Origin of the sequence: Microcoleus sp. K1-B1 (assembly GCF_036704705.1) — a bacterium.
Taxonomy (GTDB): Bacteria; Cyanobacteriota; Cyanobacteriia; order Cyanobacteriales; family Microcoleaceae; genus Microcoleus.
The window spans coordinates 39393-57697 of the sequence record NZ_JAUBSH010000023.1 but is presented as its reverse complement, the minus strand read 5'-3'; the positions used below and the strand labels follow the sequence as shown (position 1 = coordinate 57697).

Below are 18305 nucleotides of genomic sequence, written 5' to 3'. Positions count from 1 at the left end.
CTCAACTTAAGGTCAAACGTAGTCATAGACTGCTGTTTATCGTCGAGGCCAGATCCCCCCTAGCCCCCCTTAAGAAGGGGGGGACAAGAGTCAGATCAAAGTCCCCCTTCTTAAGGGGGATTTAGGGGGATCTGGCCTCGGATAAAAGCGAGAGATACACAGGTTTCAGACTTAAGTTGACACATATCGGCAATGCCATGTCCTTACCCGGATCTGCTGTTTCACATTTAAAACCATGTCCGCTGGCATCGCATTGAGAGCTTTAATCTGTAATCTCTAAGCATATTTTATGAGCCAGTGTCTAAACCCTGATTGCCTATTCCAAAACCCGTATGGCTATACAAAATTCTGTCAAAAATGTGGGAATAAACTGCTATTGGGCGATCGCTACGGAGCCAAAAAAATTATTGGACAAGGGGGATTTGGGCGCACTTTTCTAGCTATTGACGAGTATAAACCCTCAAAACCTCCCTGCGTTATTAAACAATTTTACCCCCAACTTCAAGGCACTTCTAGTATCCAGAAAGCTGCAGAGTTATTTGAGCTTGAAGCAGTCCGCCTAGAACAGTTGGGTAAACATTCTCAAATTCCCGACTTATTAGCATATTTTAGTCAAGATGGACGGCAGTATTTAGTCCAAGAATTCATCGACGGTGAAAATTTAGCCGAAGCACTAGAATCTAAGGGATATTTTAGCGAAACACAGCTTCGCAATTTGCTTAATAATTTACTGCCAGTATTCGAGTTCATTCACTCTCGCCAAGTTATTCACCGGGATATCAAGCCAGAAAATATTATTCTTCGGCCAGATGAGCAAATGGTTTTAGTTGACTTTGGAGCCGCGAAATATGCGACACAAACGGCTCTAGGGCTAACGGGAACGAGAATCGGGACGGCTGGATATACGGCACCCGAACAAGCCAACGGTAAAGCTATTCATGCGAGTGATATTTATAGTCTGGGTGTCACTTGTCTGTCTCTGTTAACTCAGGTTAAACCGATTGATTTATTCGATGATAGCGAGTTTGAGTGGGTGTGGCGAGAACACTTAAAAACATCTGTCAGTTCGGAACTGGGTCAGATTTTAGATAAAATGATACAACCTGCTATTAAAAAACGTTATCAATCTGCTACTGAAGTTTTGCAGGATCTTGCTTCTCAATCACCTCAATTATCAGCTCAAACACCTCCACAGGCACCGCCACCAGACTCGCTTAAATCAGCGCAGGGTGTTGACTACACTTGTCTGCGGGATTTATTGGCAGCAGGGGAGTGGAAAGAGGCGGATAGGGAAACATTCAAGGTGATGTTAAAAGCTGCGAGACGGGAGAAGGAAGGTTGGTTCGATACGAACTCGATCGAGAATTTTCCTGGCGATGATTTGCGGACGATCGACCAGTTGTGGGTAAAATATAGTCAGGGTCGTTTCGGCTTTAGTGTCCAGAAAAAAATCTGGTTAGAAATAGGCGGTAAAGTTGATTATGACACTGAATGCAAGCTAGGCGATCGTGTGGGTTGGAGAAAGAGGAGAAAGGGGAGGAAAGGTTGGTTGGAGTACGATGATTTAACCTTTAATCTAGAAGCACCACGGGGGCACCTCCCGTCGTGTGCGCGTGTGTTTGCGTGGGGGGGAGAAGGATTGGGTTGGGTTGTTGGGGTGTTGGGGTGGTTGGGGTTGGTTGTCTGGTTCTCTCTTCTCTCGCATCGAGAGCTGTAAGCTGTAATCTATAGCGATTTCAGCCCTTGGTTGGTTTGCCCGATCGCGTAGCAAGTTGCACTCTGCGGAGTTGGTTTATTGTCCCAGTTGCTGCGCGAAGAATGTTTCGACCAATAAGTTTTGTCCTGAGTGCGGGACAAAAGTTTAAGGGATGAAAGTAGGGACACGGGGGTCAGCCCATAGGTGTCAACAATCGCCTGAAAACAATTGTATCTCTGGTCGATCGCCGAGTCCCAATCCCCCTCGCATCCTTAAGAAGCTACCCTGTATACACAAGTCCGAAATCTTTCCACACAATTCCTGAAACCAAAGTCTCGCATGAATCTCAGAAAGGAAGCTTATTTTCATAAATTTTAAGTTATTGATTCGGCAAAACGAGAAATCCAGGTGCTAGGAAACAGGGTTTCTACAATATGGGTCAGCGAGCAACTTGTGTGTACACGGTAGCATCATAGAGGGGGTAGCTAACCCGGATTTGGTATAAATATTTTTTAAATATTTAAATAACACTTATATGTGCAATACTTAAAATTGTTGTAAATCACAAATCCGTGAAAAACGTCTAGCAGCGACGTATCCCAACGGTTTACCTTTATAAACCAACACTTCTCTGACCACAATAAATTCTCACAAAAATTAAAGGGGTAACTGATGACGAATATTAAAGACGCACTACCTGCTTCACAATTTCTGAAAAACAACTTGGGTATTTCCGAAATTCCCCTTGAAGCATACCTTAGCTATGGATATGCACTGCTCGCTATTGCTGGAGCTGATGGAGAGGTTTCAGAAGCCGAACTTAATTGGTTACTAAATCATCAGCGCATGGCTGGCGCTCCTGAAGAAGTAATAGAAAAATACAAAACATTTGAATACAAAAATGCTGATTTAGAAAGCCTGCTCACCAAGATTACAGTTGATGTTTCTACTTGGTCAAAATCAAGGTCATTGTTGTATCATGCAATTCAAATGGCTCGTGCAGATGACAATTACTCACTTGAAGAGCAAAAAGCTGTAAAAAAAGCAGCTAAACTGCTGAAGGTTGAAGATGATATTGCGCTTGCTCTCCATAGGTTGATAGAAACAGAAGAAGCAGTAACGGCATTACGTAAAGCGCTACTACAAACTGAGGTTTTAGGTTAATCGAAGGGCTTTGTGTTACTTGAAAAAAGTTTAGTTTGTTTCATTAATTTTTATGGCAGTTAGATCCCAAATTCTTCAATAACTCTGGGATATAACTGCTTTTGGGTGTTACTTAATCGGGTATAAAAAAATAAGTTTAAAATCCAGAAGCTTTATGGATACAGGTTTCTATGACTTGCATATTTAGCTTTTCATACCCTAAATTCAGCAAGGCCGACAAAGGTATGTAGTTGCGCTTCAGCGCTCTTATCTTAGGAAAGAGCGCTGAAGCGCAACTACATACCTAAACTGTAACCCCCATTTGTGACAGTTGGTCTTAGCCTTAATGCAAATAAACTTTTTGGTTTACTCAAAATAGAAAAATTCGCGGGAGTGGCAAATGAATCTTTATTTGGGAATAGATTTCGGCACCACGGGCGCGCGATCAACTGTCATAGACTCCCAGGGTACAATACATTGTGAGACAGAATATACTTTTGCCAACAACGGGCAACAACAGCCTGAATTGCCCTCGGTGTGGCAAAATGCGCTGTGGGATTTGATCGAGCAAATTCCCCCAACAATCCGCAACCAGGTAAGGGCGATCGCCCTTGACGGCACATCTTCCACTGTCATGCTGTGCAATACCGACGGTATACCAGTATGCGAACCCATTTTATACAATGATGGGCGCGGTGCAGCGGTGACAGAGAAGTTGCGGGCGATCGCCCCTGCCCACCACACAGTATTAAGCGCTACATCCAGTCTGGCAAAACTTCTGTGGTGGCAGGAGGGCGGGCTAGAAGCCCACCCCACAACACAATTCAGTCTTTGTGGAACAGGCATCTTGCCTGTCAGTCTTTGTGGAACAGGCATCTTGCCTGTGGTTGAGAAGCTTTATTTCCTGCATCAAGCTGACTGGCTGGCATTTCTGCTGCACGGAAAATTGGGAATTAGCGACTATCACAATGCTTTGAAACTCGGTTTCGATGTTGATACTTTGTGCTATCCGAATTGGCTGACACAGGGAATTGCGGGCGCTGCAACTCCTGAATTGCCACAAGTTGTCGCACCGGGTACGCCTGTGGGAGAAGTGAGAGTTCAAGTGGGCGATCGCTTCGGTTTTCCCCGCGATTGTATGGTTTGTGCTGGCACAACCGATAGCATTGCCGCATTTTTAGCAAGCGGTGTCAATTTACCGGGGGAAGCAGTAACTTCTCTCGGTTCTACACTAGCAGTCAAACTGTTAAGTCATACCCGCGTAGATGATTCTAGATACGGAATTTACAGTCATAAATTAGGCGATTTGTGGTTAGTTGGAGGTGCTTCTAATACCGGGGGTGCGGTGTTGCGACACTTTTTTACTGATGTTGAGTTGGATAATTATAGCACACAAATTGAGCCAGAACAAGAGAGTTTGCTGGATTATTATCCATTGTTGAAAAATGGCGATCGCTTTCCGATTAACGACCCGAACTTGCCGCCAAGACTCGAACCGCGCCCAACTAATTCAGTGGAATTTCTGCACGGTTTGCTAGAAAGCATAGCGCGGATTGAAGCGCGGGGATATCAATTATTGCAAGAATTGGGTGCAACTCCTTTGACAAAAGTTTATACTGCTGGCGGTGGTGCAAAAAATGCGGCTTGGAGTGCGATTAGAAAGCGTTATTTGAAAGTGCCTGTTGAAACGCCTATTCATACTGCGGCTGCTTATGGAAGTGCGTTATTGGCGAACCATGGAATGCAAATTTAAAGGTGGTAAATTTGGACTAATATCGCAGTCGATTAAAACCAAAATGAGAGGAAGCAAACATTCTGATATATTGTGTTAACTTGTTATCCCTAATAATTAAGGACAATAGCAAAGCTACCTGATGACATCCTGAACACAATTTTCACATTGCAGCGGCGGCTAGTGGAAATCCTCAACGAAACAACCGCCACAGAATACATTTTAATGCAGCAGTTTGGCGAGACAGAAGCGACACTCCCCGAACTAGAATCCCTGGATAATGTTAAGGAAAGGTTGAGAAACCCTTACAATCGTTTGTACAGGCTTTTGCAGCAGGTAGCAGAATCTCAACCCGCTGCGACTGCGGATACGTTAAACTTTCTGTATAGAACGATAGAACAAACAGAGGCGGCTGTCGATGCCTCAGAAGCAACGGGAGCATCTCACTTTTGCAGCCAAGCTAGAAATTGGAGTTTTGAGGCAGGAGGCAGGAGGCAGGAGGAAAGAGGAAGAAGGAAAGAGGAAGAAGGAAGGAGCCAGAAGAAGTGTTTTTACAAATATGAGATGCTCCCAGAAGCAACTATCCGAGAAATCAAAATGGATTGGAATTTGTCATGAATCAACAACCTAGAATCCCCGACGCTGAAACCAGAAAGCGACACGTTGAAAAGATGCGTGAAGTCTGCCAACAGTTGGACGCTTTGACTCTAAACCTGGATGAATTAATCGCCATATTTGAAGCTGACAACCGCCGCCAGCGTCGAGAACGTTTGGCGGGTAAATACAGGCGTGTGGAATCTCAGGTAGTCGAATAAGATATGAGATGTTGCATTATTGTTAATAAGTCTTTTATGAACAGGCAAGATGCCTGTTCCACAAAGAGTGAATTTTCTTGTGGGACAGGCATCTTGCCTGTTAAGCGAGAATGGTGCAAGATGTGAGATAAGATCGATCGAGGGGCGATTCCCTGCGGAAGAGTCTTGAATCATTTCTTTTGAGTCCCCCTCTCCTGGGACTTCGTTTGTTTAGTAGGGGTTTTAACCGCCGACTCCGATCGCGGATTTTGAATGCAGATTTGATATATGCTAATTTTGGCGCACCATCCAGACTAAAAATCCCAATATTTTATCTACGGGAGGTAGTGGATAATCGGTAAGATCGATCGTCACTATTTGCCCTTCCAGCTTGAGAAACCGCCAAGCTGTGCCGCTGGAAACGCTACCGTAGATGGCTGATATCGAGATCCCTTTCGCTTCATTAAACCTCTGGGCCGCCACCATTTCAGCAATACATTGACCCAAACCTACTTTCAAATCTCCTTTTTTAGCTTCTACCATCACAATTGCTGGGGCCTCAACTTCTAATTGTTCGGGGGAACGGCTGATGAGAAAATCGCAAACTCCTGTAAGTCCAACAGCAGCATCGACATTAAATTCTTCACCCGAAAACACGCTGATTTGTTGGTTCAAAATATTGCGAACTTCCAGCAATACAGGGTTGATAATAGCTTCAGAACGGGCTTTTTCTGTGCTAGTAGCGATCGCCCAAGGCAAATTTGTCTCTAGCAGGGTTTGCAAAACAGTCGTAGGTGCGATCGGCTCGATTTCCGGCAGAAATCTGATTCCTTCGACTGCTGTGAGATTGAAGGCTTTTTTAACTTTGCCGATCGTTGTAAATTGACTGTAAGGCATAAAATCTGATGTTGTTTTTATTTCAGCTTTTCTATTACACTCGCTGCAACTTAGCTGTTCTCGGATCGATGATTTTTCTGCCCAAACCCGTAAACTTAATTGCCAGATTAGTTTTGTCACCTTCTCCCAAAACGTGGGTAATTTCTCCAACTCCAAAAGCATGATGAAAAACTTTATCGCCCGTTTTCCAATCCGCCGATTGTCCATTGTTTCCCGCTTGAGAACTCGCAGAATTAGCGGCTGAATTATTAGTTTTTCCTTTCGAGGCAGCCGTTTTTCCCGCTTTAGTTTTCTTCGCACTTCCAGCCAGCAAATGTGTCGGCAATTCTCCTAAGAATAGCGAAGGGGTGCAGTGTTCCCGGAAACCTCCCCAGAGGCGGCGTTCGCGAGTGTGGGTGAGAAATAGCAATTCCTGGGCGCGAGTGATGCCGACGTAGCACAAACGGCGTTCTTCTTCGATCGCTTTCGGGTCGTCCAAACTGCGGAAATTGGGAAATAAACCCTGTTCCATTCCCACTAGAAATACTACGGGAAATTCTAACCCTTTTGCTGAGTGCAGCGTCATCAGCGACACGCGGGAATCTTCTTCCTGCAAGTCATCTAAATCGGATGCTAAAGATGCTTTTGCTAAAAATGATGTCAGCGTCGGTTCTTCGTTTTGTTCTTCAAATTGCAGCACTGCATTGTACAATTCTCTGACGTTTTCTATGCGATTTTCTGCTTCCTCGGTTCCTTGATTTTTCAAATCTTCAATGTAGCCTGAATCTTGGATAATTCCTTGGACAATTTGCGAAGCCGGCAGAGTTTCAACTTGCGATTGCCAACGACCAATCATTTCGGCAAACTTAATAATAGCTTTTGCCGATCGCCCTGCGAGAGTATTGACAGAAGATTCATCGCTGAGGATTTCCCACAACGGAATGCCCAATTGAGTTGCAGCGTCTTCGACTTTGGAAAATGTGGTATCGCCAATGCCGCGGCGGGGAGTATTGATGATGCGTTTGAGGCTGACGCTATCGTCGGGATTGGCAAGCGTCCGCAGGTATGCTAGGATATCTTTGATTTCTTTGCGATCGTAAAACTTCAGGCCGCCGACAATATTGTAAGGAATGTCTAAACGCATTAACGCTTCTTCAAAGGAGCGAGATTGAGCATTCGTGCGGTAGAGAATCGCAAAGTTACTGCCGTTTTCGTATTCGGAATTTTGGCGCTTCAAGGAATGAATTTGACCTGCTACAAATTCCGCTTCATCTAATTCGTTGTCGGCGCGCCAGACAACAATCGGAGCTCCCGGTTCGCGAGTCGGGCGCAGAATTTTCTCGATGCGTTCGGTATTGTGTTCGATCAAGTGGTTCGCCACTTGCAGGATGTTTTCGCGCGATCGATAATTTTCCTCTAATTTTACCATTGTCCGAGTTTTCTCGTCCGACAAACCATCTCCGAAATCCTCTTGAAATTCCAGCAATATGGTATAATCGGCCATCCGAAAGCTGTAAATTGATTGATCGACATCGCCCACGACAAAAATCGAGCGGTTTTGCCATTTATCGAAGCTTTTCGGGTCGGCGTTATTTGTCACCAACATCCGAATCAAATCGTATTGAGTGCGGTTGGTATCTTGGTATTCGTCAACTAAAATATGACAAAACTTTTTATGCCAGTAACTTAATACTTCCTCGTTTTGGCTCAAAAGTTTAACGGGAACAAGGATTAAATCGTCAAAATCTAGGGCATTGTTGGCTGCTAAAGCGTCTTGGTAGCGACTGTAAACATCGGCAATCACACGACCTCGATAATCCGGTTCTGCTGCGTGGTATTCTTGAGGCGACAACCCTTTATTTTTAGCGTTGCTTATGACATAGCGGACTTTTCGCGGGTCAAATTTCTTGTCGTCGAGGTTCAGTATTTTGGTGACAATTTGTTTGACGAGACTTTGAGCATCTGACTCATCAAAAATCGAAAAGTTTTTCTTCCACTGGCGACCTTTTTCGTCTTGATATTTTTCAATATCGTAGCGGAGAATGCGACCGCACAAAGAGTGAAAAGTCCCCATCCAAATATGTTTGGTAATTCTTTGGTAAATTTGCGATCGCAATTTCGTCTGCACCTCCGGGGCTAAGTCTACCAAAGGTTTGCCATATTCGGCTTCAGCTTGCTGAGTTGCCAGCAATTTCTCAATTCTTTCTTTCATCTCCCTGGCGGCTTTATTTGTAAATGTCACCGCCAGAATATTTTCTGGATCAACTCGATGCGTGCGAACTAAGTTAGCAACTCGGTAAGTTAGAGCTCGGGTTTTGCCGGAACCAGCGCCCGCTACTACTAACAGCGGCCCGTTATAATGGGCGACTGCTTGGCGCTGAGATGGGTTGAGGTGGCTGAGGAAATCAGTGGTTTGAGTCATAGCTAGAAAGTTAGTTTAATTTTTTAAGCGGTAAATAATACTTGGTATGCGATACTGCGAGTTTTTTTAACGTAAGGTGCGCTAGGCGCACCCTATATTATAACTAGATAGGTGATTTTTTGAACTTTAAATATTTTTGGGTCACGCGAGTTGTTTAAGGTAAGGTGCTCGGCGCGCACCCTACACTATAAATAGATAGATAATTTTTTTTAACGTTTAAATATCCGTGTCAGCCAAATTGCTGCTAATATTCCCAAGCCAATCCAAATGGCAATAATCACAACAGCGGCAGCCCGATTTATCGGTTTTCCTCGCTCTATTTCTGCGGCTGCTTTTTCCCGACACTCGGCTAAAACCTGTGGCGGAATCATCTTCAGTACCAGCCAAATTCCCAAGGGTACAATTATCAAATCGTCCAAGTAGCCGAGAACTGGTATGAAGTCAGGAATTAAGTCGATCGGGCTAAAAGCGTAGGCCACCGTAAGCCCTGCTAAAATTCTGGCGTACCAAGGTACTCTCTGGTCTGTACTGGCTAAATAAACCGCGTAAGTCTCTTTTTTGAGTCGGCGGGCAACTTGTTTTAACGATTGCATTTTTTAACAATTTTATCATTTTTATATTTTATTTAAAAGGAAATAGTAGTTGCGTCCGAGTGTCATAAACTGGGTGGGTTTCTATATTTATCGTTGCCAAACCTCTTATTTTGCCCAGAACACCAATTTTTGAGTGGAGCGTCCTGCGGACATTATAATAACTCACAATTTCTTCAGAATTACTGACTATTTTTTTAGTTGCTAAAAATGTAACAACCCGGATATTTAGCAATTTCAGTGGGAAGGTAAAGTATAGCATCTGTTGTATGTGAGGAGAATCAAGTTTATGAGTTCAAATTTGCAACGTGGCGATCGCATTAATTTCCGTAGTCTGCTAACAGCGTTGTGTTTAACCTTAACTCTCGTCAGTTTCGTGAGATTAGATCCGGCGGTGGCCGGGGAACAGCGGATCAGAACGCTGACTGTGACTGGCCGGGGTGTGGAAGCGATTCCTACAACTCAAACGCAAGTGCGGCTGGGGGTTGAGGTGCAGGGGAAAACGGCTGCCGAGGTGCAGCAGGAAGCGGCGAGACGATCGTCCGCTGTGGTACAGTTGCTGCGATCGCGCCAAGTCGAAAAACTCGAAACTGCCGGCATCACCCTCAATCCCATTTATAACTTCGACAACAACCAACAGCGCTTGACAGGCTATACGGCGACCAATACCGTCAGTTTTCGGATTAATACTGCATCTGCCGGCACTTTGCTTGACGATGCGGTGAATGCCGGAGCCACACGCATCGACGGCGTGAGTTTTGCCGCCGCCGAAAGTGCGATCGAACAAGCTCGAAAACAAGCACTCCGCAAAGCAACTCAAGATGCTCAATCGCAAGCGGATGCAGTGTTGAGCGCCCTCAACCTCAAGCGGGGAGACATTCTGGGCATTCAAGTCAACGGTGCGATCGCGCCGCCTCCTATGTACCGGCAGTTTGCTGCAGATCGCGCTGCTGCTGCTAATGCTACAACGCCTGTGGTGGGAGGCGAACAGCAAGTAGAAGCTTCTGTGACTTTACAATTTGGATATTAAATAGTTTGGGGTTGAACTGGCCACATCAGCTTGACCCTAACTATTTCTCGATTTATCAAGCAGCTTTTTCTACAAAAAACTTTAGCCGTTTTAACCACTTCTGCCAGTAGTCTAGAAACGGAATCTCTCCTTCTTCAGGGGGAGAGTTCCTCAATAAATAGACTCTCTGTTAAACCGTAGGCGATCGCATTTCTCATACACAGAAAAGAGTGGACTCTTTTCTCAGATCCACTCTCTGTTAAACTCTCTTAGCCCTAGCTTTAACAAGCTAGAGTTAAGTCCTTACTTTACCTAGTCCTTAATGATTCTCTTGTCATGAATGACCACTTTGTCCTTGAGTTCAGGATTGCCGGAGATGTGAATATCGCTATCCTTATTTCCCTCCGCGTCGGATTCGGCTAGATATTGGGCAGATGACTTAACATCGTGCGCTGCACGTTTAGCAGATTCGGCTGCATTTTGGGCAGATGATTTTAAATCATGCGCTGCACCTTGAGGAGATGGGGTTGCATTTTGGGCAGAGGACCTAAAATCAGGCACTGGAGGTTTAGCAGATTCGGCTGCATTTTGGGCAGATGATTTAAAATCATGCCCTGCACCTTGATGAGATGGAGTTGCATTTTGGGCAGATGACTTAACATCCTGCTTAACATCCTGCTTAACATCCTGCGCTGCACCTTTAGCAGATTCGGCAGCATTTTGGGCAGATGACTTAACATCCTGCGCTGCACCTTTAGCGGATTCAGCGGCGCTTTGAGCAGATGACTTCATTGATTCCGCTGCACTCTTACCAGATGACTTAAGCGATTCGGCTGCACTTTTTATAGATGGCTCAACTGCTTTCGCTGTATCTTTTACAGTCGATCTCAGATCCTTAGTTGCCCCCTCAATTTCCTGAGCTACAGCTTTGGCAGAAGGCTTAATTTCATCGGCAGTGCTCTTAATAGAGTCCGCTGCACTTTGTAGAGAAGGCTTGACACCTTCGACTGTCTGCTTGACAGAATCTTTTACTTCTCTAATTGTAGGTTTGACTTCCTCGGATGCGCTCTTGACTGCATCTACTACAGAAGGCTTCGCTTCCTTAACTGTCTGATCGACAGATTCGGCTATACTTTTAATCGAAGGCTTGGTTTCCTCAACAGTCTCCTTGACTGCTTCTGCTGTAGCTTTGATAGATGGTTTAACTTCCTCAGCAGTTTCCTTTACTACTGTCCCTAGCTCTTCTACAGTGTGTGTAATACCGTCTGCTACGCTGTGTGCTGCATCCCCTAAATTATCTACAGCACGGTTAACAGTATCAGCAGTACCTTTACCAATCATAGCGCCAGCAACTGAGCCTGCTACAGCACCAATAATGCCTCCAGAGCGAGCACCTAGTATACCACCGACTGCTGCTCCCGCTATCCTCGCACCAAGGCCTGAACCTGATGATTGATCTTCCGTTGATTCTGCATTTTCGTTAGTCTGAGCCTGAAGCTGCTGGTTTTCGCTATTGTCAACATTCTTTTCTTGGAAGTCACGATTGGCTTCAGGCTGGTTAAAAGGCGGCTTGTTATCAGTCATAGATATCCTTGGGTATTACTGTTACATTTACTAGGCTAACTATATACTTCTCACAAAATCTACTGCCTAAGAACTAGATTTTGACTGTTACTTAAGAAGTAGATTCTCAAAAATACTTACCGCTACCGCGCTAGGGACTCGCTGTTCCTTCGACCTTGAATAAGGTGAAGGCACGCGATCGCACATAGGGAACAGTCTTAGCTTAGCAATCTTAAAATAACTCCTTTATCCCGACTTGTTAACCGATTAAAATTAATAAACATTCTAAACTAATGTGAATTTCCACTTTATAATTTAACGCTTAAAAGCGATATTGTATAGAGTTGTAAAACCAAATAAACTATTAAATTATTGAATTAAGTAATTTGTTTTGTGGACGTTGCTGATTTACGCTAGGAAAGGTTAAATATGCAAGTCAGAGAAACCAGTATCCACAAAGATTCGGGATTTTCAACTGATTTTTTTCATGCCCTGATTAAGCAAGGCCAGATTTTGGAGTGATCTAACTCACGAGGAGAGCTCTTTGAACAGCAACTTGCCCGCTTTAGCCACCAGAGGCGATCGCACTTACGTGTAATTGGGCTAAGCTCGATCGCCCCCAACAAACTCAGCACAATCCAATTACTACCGGATCAGCGCTCAAAGTACCCGATATCGACTACAGTAAACACAAAATATTATTGGCGGTGATTTGAGTGATTGAGACTTTAGCAACAGGAATCGCAGCAGCCGGTTCGCTGCTAGCATTGGGCGGATTGGGCCTAGAGTTGAACTATCGCCGGACTGGAAGTGCAAATAAATTAGAACTAACAGCCGGAGAATGGCACTTAGCCATCTCGGAACCCAACCGCTATCTTTTAGTCGGGGAAATGGAGTTCCGCAACCTGACACAGCGGTTTGAGATTATGTTGCCGGAAGTGCGGGCACAGGTGAAACTGCTGTCAGACGGAAGTTTGGATGGCGTTACTTCCCAGACAAAGGTGATTCCTTGCCACAAAGACGCAGCAGCCAGAGCAGACGATTACTGGTTCGGCTATATTGTTAAAGCCCAAAAAAACACGAAAATTAAAGTTTCTGTAGACATTCAAGGGCAAGATTTAACCAAATTGCAGTCGGCTTGGGTGCAAGTACATTTCGTCACCTACGGCCCGGGCGGCCGCATCCCCAAAGTCCGTAACGTAGTAGTTCCCCTGCAATTTCCCAACTCGGAGACAGTACCTAATGCCCGAAATGTCGGAGTTGCCGAAGTTTTGCCGATTCGCACCCACATCCTGACGGAATTGGACAATCCCGTCGAAATTGTCAAGCGGTACGTGCTGCCGCGCGCCCAGAAAGGCGATATTGTCGCCCTCGCAGAGACTCCCTTGGCTTTGATGCAGGGACGCTATCGCCATCCCAGCGAAGTCAAACCAGGATGGGCGGCAAAGCGAGTGTGCTTGTTTTTCTTGCCGATGTCGAGTTTGGCCACGGCTTGCGGGATGCAGACGTTGGTTGATGTAGTAGGCCCTTGGCGCGTAGTCGCAGCATTTGCGATCGGCGCTGTGGCTAAAATATTCGGTAAACCGGGAGTCTTTTACCAACTTGCAGGGGAACAAGCCAGACTGATTGACGACGTTACCGGGACTTTGCCTCCCTTCGACCAATTTATTGTCCTAGGCCCGGACAATCCCCAGCAAGTTGTAGAAGAAATTCAACGAGAAACCGGACTTGCGGCGGCGATCGTAGACGCTAATGACTTGAAAGCAGTTAAGATATTAGCAGCGACCTCCGATTTATCGGTAACATTCTTAGAGCAAGCCTTGCGAAGCAACCCCGCCGGGAATGCTGACGAGCGCACACCAGTCGTTGTAATTCGACCTCTGCCACAAAAATCTTGAGTTGAAAACAGAAAATTAAAAATTCCCAAAGATGATTTGCAATTTTTAATTTTCGATCGAGCAAGAAAGGGAGAAGAATCAAAAGTTATAAGTTTTGAACTCAAAATTTACTCATTCAAAACTCAAAACTTCTCTAACTCTTCCCCTTTCTGAATTTTTATTTTTAAATTTCCATTCTCCACTTTTATGCTATGACTTCATTTCCCTCCCAAAACCAAAACCAGGTTGTGATTCGCCCGTTTCAGTATCGCGACATCGAGGTGATGGAACAACTGTGCGCGGAAACAGCCGAAGAGCCAGAAAACAGCAAGGGCGGAAGCTGCGACGTGGTACTAGGTAGAAAGTTGCAGCAGATTCGCCGCTGGTACGGACTACTAAAGATTTTTAGCTTGTTTCCCAACCCTTGTCAGTCCCTGTTCCGTGCCCACGTTGCCGAAGAAGAGGGGACTGTTAAGGGCATAATTCAGATTTCTCCTTTCAACCGCACCCGCAGCACTTGGCGGATCGATCGCATAGGAGTAGACCCGGAAGCCCGCAGCAAAGGAATTGGTTCCATGCTGCTGCGGTACTGCTTTGAGGCAGTCTGGGAGGCGCGGACGTGGCTGTTGGAAGTGAATGTCGGCGACAAAACTTCCTTGGCTTTGTATAGGCAGAACGGGTTTCAGCCTTTGGCCCAGATGACTTACTGGACGATCGCCCCAGAACGCCTGCAAGAAATGGCTTCCTCGACGCCAGATTTGCCCAACCTGCTGCCCGTCAGCAACGCCGACGCTCAGTTGCTATACCAACTGGATACCGCGTCTATGCCGCCCCTGGTGCGCCAAGTATTCGATCGGCACATTCAAGATTTCAAAACCAGTTTTTTCGGCGCTTTAGTCGAAGGTGTCAGACAGTGGCTGGGCAAAACCGAGGTAGTCAGCGGCTACGTCTTTGAACCGCAGCGCAAAGCCGCGATCGGCTATTTTCAGGTGCAGCTATCCCGCAACGGCCAGCAACCCCACGTCGCCCAGTTGACTGTACACCCGGCCTACACTTGGCTTTACCCAGAACTGCTGTCCCAGATGGCGCGCCTTGTTCAAGATTTCCCGGTTCAAAGCCTGCAACTGGCTTCCGCTGACTATCAGCCGGAACGGGAAGCTTATTTAGAGCAATTTGGAGCAGTGCGCGTGGAACACAGTTTGCTGATGTCTCGATCGGTGTGGCACAAATTGCGCGAGTCCAAGTTAGTCTCTCTCGAAGGACTCCAGCTATCAGAAATGCTGCAAAGCTTCCAGCCAACTCGCAAACCCGTACCAGGCCGGATGTCCTGGCTCGGCCCGATGGCTGGGGAAGCAGCAGCAGGGCCCGCGTCGTCTGAGATTAAACCGCTGTTGGCTGACTCAGGAAACAGCCAAACGAATCAAGTTAACCCCTTGAACTTCCAAAATTCCGAATCATCGGCAACAGATATCAGCAGCATTTTGCCTCTAAAATTGCCGGAGTTGCCTCTAGACGAAGGCTCCCAAGATAAAAGTTAATACTTAATAGTTAAAAGCAGAAGGTAAAAGGTAGAAGGCAGAAAAAAATAGAATTAATTATCCAAAAAATTCCTTTTTTCTTCCCTAATCCCAAAATATCCCTTCTGCTTTTGATTGATATCAACTTAAGATTACCTATTTTCTTCTTACTTTCTTCTCTACTTCCTTCGCGCACTTCGCGTCTTCGCGGTTCGTAAAATAAAATTATTTCCGCCAAAAAACAGTAAATCTAAAATCTAAAATCTAAAATCTAAAATTGCTTGATTGATAATGTCCAACAATAAATTATGGATTTCAGCACTGGGATTAGATATCGGCCTCAAACGAGTCGGCATCGCCGGGTGTGACGGCACCGGTTTAATAGCTACGGGCATTACAACACTGGTACGATCGTCCTTCGATCGAGACGTAGCTTATCTCCGAGAACTCGTGCGAGAGCGGAGAGTGCAAATTTTGGTTGCAGGCTTGCCCTACTCCCTGAGCGGAGAATTGGGCGCTCAAGCCCGACAGGTGCAGAAATATGCGAATCGCATCGCCACAGCTTTAGAGCTCCCCCTAGAATACGTGGACGAGCGCCTGACTTCGGTTGAGGCAGAGGAATTGATGAAAGCTTCAGGGATTTCGGTGTCGCAAAATAAGGGTGCGATCGATCGCAAAGCAGCGGCCCTGATTTTGCAGCAGTGGCTAGACGAGCGGAGGCAAAATATCTCCGCCCTTCCCAATCCTTGATAGCTTGTAACAGAGGCGTGATATCCTGGTTGTGCAAGTTTGCTACGCACACCTGTAACCCTTGACAAACTGGAGAAAATTCTGCTGTACCCTCGGTAGTGAAGAAGCACAAAATCGTGATTTGTCCTCAGTGTCGCTTGCTGACTCGACTGAGATTTAAACGCTGCACTCCTCGCCTGTGGAAAAGGCCGCGAGTCTCGCGGTTTAAGCTTGTGGACTGGCGATCGCCCACTTAGCCAGAATATCGCCACGAAAATTCCCAATTGTCAAGCCAACGTTACTGAATTATTGACGGAAAACTAAGATACACGCGATGTCCTCATCCCCATACCGCAAAAAAGAGAATGGCAATTCCAACGAAGAGTCCGTCACCCTGACGGATGAAGTTGGGCGATCGCTGACTTGCAACATAGAATATTCTATGAACCTAGAAGGTCAAGAATACGCTTTGCTGCTTCCGATTGACTCACCCGTAGAAATTTTTACCTGGCAGGGAGACGATACCGACGAAGCAGCAATTCCTGTAGAAGACGAGACCGAAATTGACAAAATTTTTGAGACAGCTAAAGTTGTCCTGCAAGAGCAGAACTTGACGCTCCGACGCACAGCGGTGACGCTGACTGTGGTTGGCGAATTGCCCGAATTTCCCGAAGAGGATATGGCATCCGATGTCGATCCAGATGAGGAGTCGGAGTTCGAGGAGCTGATGTGGCTGACCAGTTTCTACCACGAAGAACAGGAATATGCGATTTATACGCCTCTAGACCCGTTCTTTATCTTGGCTAGAATGAATGATGACGGCAAGCCAGAATTGCTTTCGGAAGAAGAGTTCCAAAGGCTGGAACCGATGTTACCTATGCTGGAAGACCAGTTCTTTGATGAGCTTGATTAGATATTAATTGCAGGCAAAAGGCCTGATGGCAAAAAGCAGAATTTTTTACTATTTTATAAAAAAGTAAACTGCTCGCCCGATCGAACTTTTTCGAGGTGGCCGCTTCTACCTTCGCGATCGGGCTTTTGAATTGGGCCGCGTGAATTGGGTCTTTTACAGGGCTTGTATTCGTAACTTTTCGGTCATCAATCGCAGGTCATCAGTCATTAGTCGCTAGTTAACCGCCGCTTATCCAGGACAACGGACTATGAATAAAGAACAAATGACAAAAGGCAGCACGCGCGAGAGCCGAAAAGGTACTCCGCAAGTCTCTAAATGGTTGTTTTATCTGGCGTTGCTGCCGGCCATCTGGGGAGTTTGCGCTTGGCAGGGCTGGGCTTGGTGGAGCTGGGCTTCGGCGCCGCCTAAAATAGCTGAAACGTCAACTTCCACGACAGAGGAGGATGCTGTTTCTATCCAAATCCCGGAGGGTACTCCCAGTCAAAAAATCGGCCGGGATTTAGAGGCCGCGGGGTTGATTCGATCGAGCTCGGCATGGAATATGTGGGCCCGCTGGCTGACTCTGCAAAACCGCGAGGGAGGTTTTAAAGCAGGAACTTACCAACTTTCGCCGACTCAGCCTCTGAGTGCAGTTGCTGACAAAATTTGGAAGGGCGAAGTCGCACAGCAGAGTTTCACTATTCCAGAAGGGTGGTCGCTGCAACAAATGAGCGCTTATTTTGAAGCGCAAGGTTTTTTTCCGGCTAAGGATTTTATGGCGGTGGCGAGTCAAGTTCCCTACGCTCAGTACCCTTGGCTACCGAGCGGATTGCCTCACTTGGAAGGGTTTTTGTACCCGGATACTTATCAGCTAGACGGCGATGCAATTAGCCCGGAAGCTGTCATCAAGCAAATGCTCGGTCGCTTCGAGCAGTTGGCTTTGCCGATATATCAAAAAAATCAGAAGAATACTAAGCTGGATTTGAAAGAGTGGGTGACGCTGGCTAGTATTGTAGAAAAAGAGGCTGTGGTTGCTTCCGAGCGGAACCGCATTTCTGGAGTATTCAACAACCGTCTGAATAAGGGTATGACGTTGGGCTCTGACCCGACAGTTGAATACGCTCTCGGCATCAGGCAAACTAAGGAAAAGCCTCTGACTTTTAAGCAAGTAGAAACGCCTTCTCCTTACAATACTTATATAAATCCAGGACTACCCCCAACTCCGATCGCATCTCCGGGAATCGCAAGTCTGGAAGCGACTCTGACTCCGGAAAAGACAGAATACCTGTATTTTATGGCTCGATACGACGGCACTCACATTTTTAGCCGCACACAGGCGGAACACGATGCTGCGATTGCTAAAGTTGACCAGCAGTTGCGATCGAATCCATAGATTGGCAATGACTAATAAAAAAGTAAAAAGTCAAAAGTAACAAAGGAAAAGCCATAATTATTCACTTTTGAT

The 18305-nt window shown here is 45.9% G+C and carries 15 protein-coding genes; 11 read left to right on the top strand and 4 right to left on the bottom strand.

The window, feature by feature from the left end:
* Window positions 1–289: 289 nt before the first annotated feature.
* The 5 genes from QUA83_RS11360 (at window position 290) to QUA83_RS11340 (ending at window position 5386) form a co-directional block, all read left to right on the top strand.
* Window positions 290–1717 carry a serine/threonine-protein kinase gene (locus QUA83_RS11360; RefSeq protein WP_333293272.1) on the top strand — a complete coding sequence of 476 codons (1428 nt, stop codon included), beginning with the start codon at window positions 290–292 and terminating at the stop codon, window positions 1715–1717.
* Window positions 1718–2368: 651 nt separating this feature from the next.
* Window positions 2369–2860, top strand: coding sequence for a TerB family tellurite resistance protein (locus tag QUA83_RS11355; protein WP_333293271.1), 492 nt, complete (start codon window positions 2369–2371; stop codon window positions 2858–2860).
* A 379-nt stretch (window positions 2861–3239) separates the two neighbouring features.
* On the top strand, window positions 3240–4592 hold the full coding sequence (locus QUA83_RS11350) for an FGGY-family carbohydrate kinase (RefSeq protein WP_333293270.1): 1353 nt from the start codon (window positions 3240–3242) through the stop codon (window positions 4590–4592).
* Window positions 4593–4754: 162 nt separating this feature from the next.
* Window positions 4755–5189 carry a hypothetical protein gene (locus QUA83_RS11345; RefSeq protein ID WP_333293269.1) on the top strand — a complete coding sequence of 145 codons (435 nt, stop codon included), beginning with the start codon at window positions 4755–4757 and terminating at the stop codon, window positions 5187–5189.
* Complete coding sequence (locus QUA83_RS11340) at window positions 5186–5386, top strand: hypothetical protein (RefSeq protein ID WP_015174854.1); 201 nt, start codon at window positions 5186–5188, stop codon at window positions 5384–5386. The genes QUA83_RS11345 and QUA83_RS11340 overlap by 4 nt, the downstream gene beginning before the upstream one ends.
* Before the next feature lie 270 nt (window positions 5387–5656).
* On the opposite strand, the gene QUA83_RS11335 is transcribed toward QUA83_RS11340, so the two are convergent.
* The 3 genes from QUA83_RS11335 to QUA83_RS11325 form a co-directional block, all read right to left on the bottom strand.
* Window positions 5657–6262, bottom strand: a complete 606-nt coding sequence (locus tag QUA83_RS11335; RefSeq protein WP_333293268.1) for a hypothetical protein — start codon at window positions 6260–6262, stop codon at window positions 5657–5659.
* A 34-nt stretch (window positions 6263–6296) separates the two neighbouring features.
* Entirely contained in the window at window positions 6297–8663 is a 2367-nt protein-coding gene (pcrA, locus tag QUA83_RS11330) for a DNA helicase PcrA (protein WP_333293267.1), read from the bottom strand.
* Window positions 8664–8872: 209 nt separating this feature from the next.
* Window positions 8873–9256, bottom strand: coding sequence for a YkvA family protein (locus QUA83_RS11325; RefSeq protein WP_333293266.1), 384 nt, complete (start codon window positions 9254–9256; stop codon window positions 8873–8875).
* A gap of 286 nt (window positions 9257–9542) precedes the next feature.
* On the opposite strand from QUA83_RS11325, the gene QUA83_RS11320 reads away from it, so the two are divergent.
* Window positions 9543–10283, top strand: a complete 741-nt coding sequence (locus QUA83_RS11320) for an SIMPL domain-containing protein (protein ID WP_333293265.1) — start codon at window positions 9543–9545, stop codon at window positions 10281–10283.
* Between the two features lie 291 nt (window positions 10284–10574).
* On the opposite strand, the gene QUA83_RS11315 is transcribed toward QUA83_RS11320, so the two are convergent.
* Complete coding sequence (locus QUA83_RS11315) at window positions 10575–11846, bottom strand: hypothetical protein (RefSeq protein ID WP_333293264.1); 1272 nt, start codon at window positions 11844–11846, stop codon at window positions 10575–10577.
* 695 nt (window positions 11847–12541) lie between these two features.
* On the opposite strand from QUA83_RS11315, the gene QUA83_RS11310 reads away from it, so the two are divergent.
* The 5 genes from QUA83_RS11310 (at window position 12542) to mltG (ending at window position 18233) form a co-directional block, all read left to right on the top strand.
* Window positions 12542–13723, top strand: a complete 1182-nt coding sequence (locus QUA83_RS11310) for a F420-0:Gamma-glutamyl ligase (RefSeq protein ID WP_333293263.1) — start codon at window positions 12542–12544, stop codon at window positions 13721–13723.
* Window positions 13724–13914: 191 nt separating this feature from the next.
* Window positions 13915–15240 carry a GNAT family N-acetyltransferase gene (locus tag QUA83_RS11305; RefSeq protein WP_333293262.1) on the top strand — a complete coding sequence of 442 codons (1326 nt, stop codon included), beginning with the start codon at window positions 13915–13917 and terminating at the stop codon, window positions 15238–15240.
* A gap of 270 nt (window positions 15241–15510) precedes the next feature.
* Entirely contained in the window at window positions 15511–15969 is a 459-nt protein-coding gene (ruvX, locus tag QUA83_RS11300) for a Holliday junction resolvase RuvX (protein WP_333293261.1), read from the top strand.
* Window positions 15970–16282: 313 nt separating this feature from the next.
* Window positions 16283–16861, top strand: coding sequence for a DUF3727 domain-containing protein (locus QUA83_RS11295; protein ID WP_333293260.1), 579 nt, complete (start codon window positions 16283–16285; stop codon window positions 16859–16861).
* A 247-nt stretch (window positions 16862–17108) separates the two neighbouring features.
* On the top strand, window positions 17109–18233 hold the full coding sequence (gene mltG / locus QUA83_RS11290) for an endolytic transglycosylase MltG (protein WP_333293259.1): 1125 nt from the start codon (window positions 17109–17111) through the stop codon (window positions 18231–18233).
* The last annotated feature ends 72 nt before the right edge of the window (window positions 18234–18305 follow it).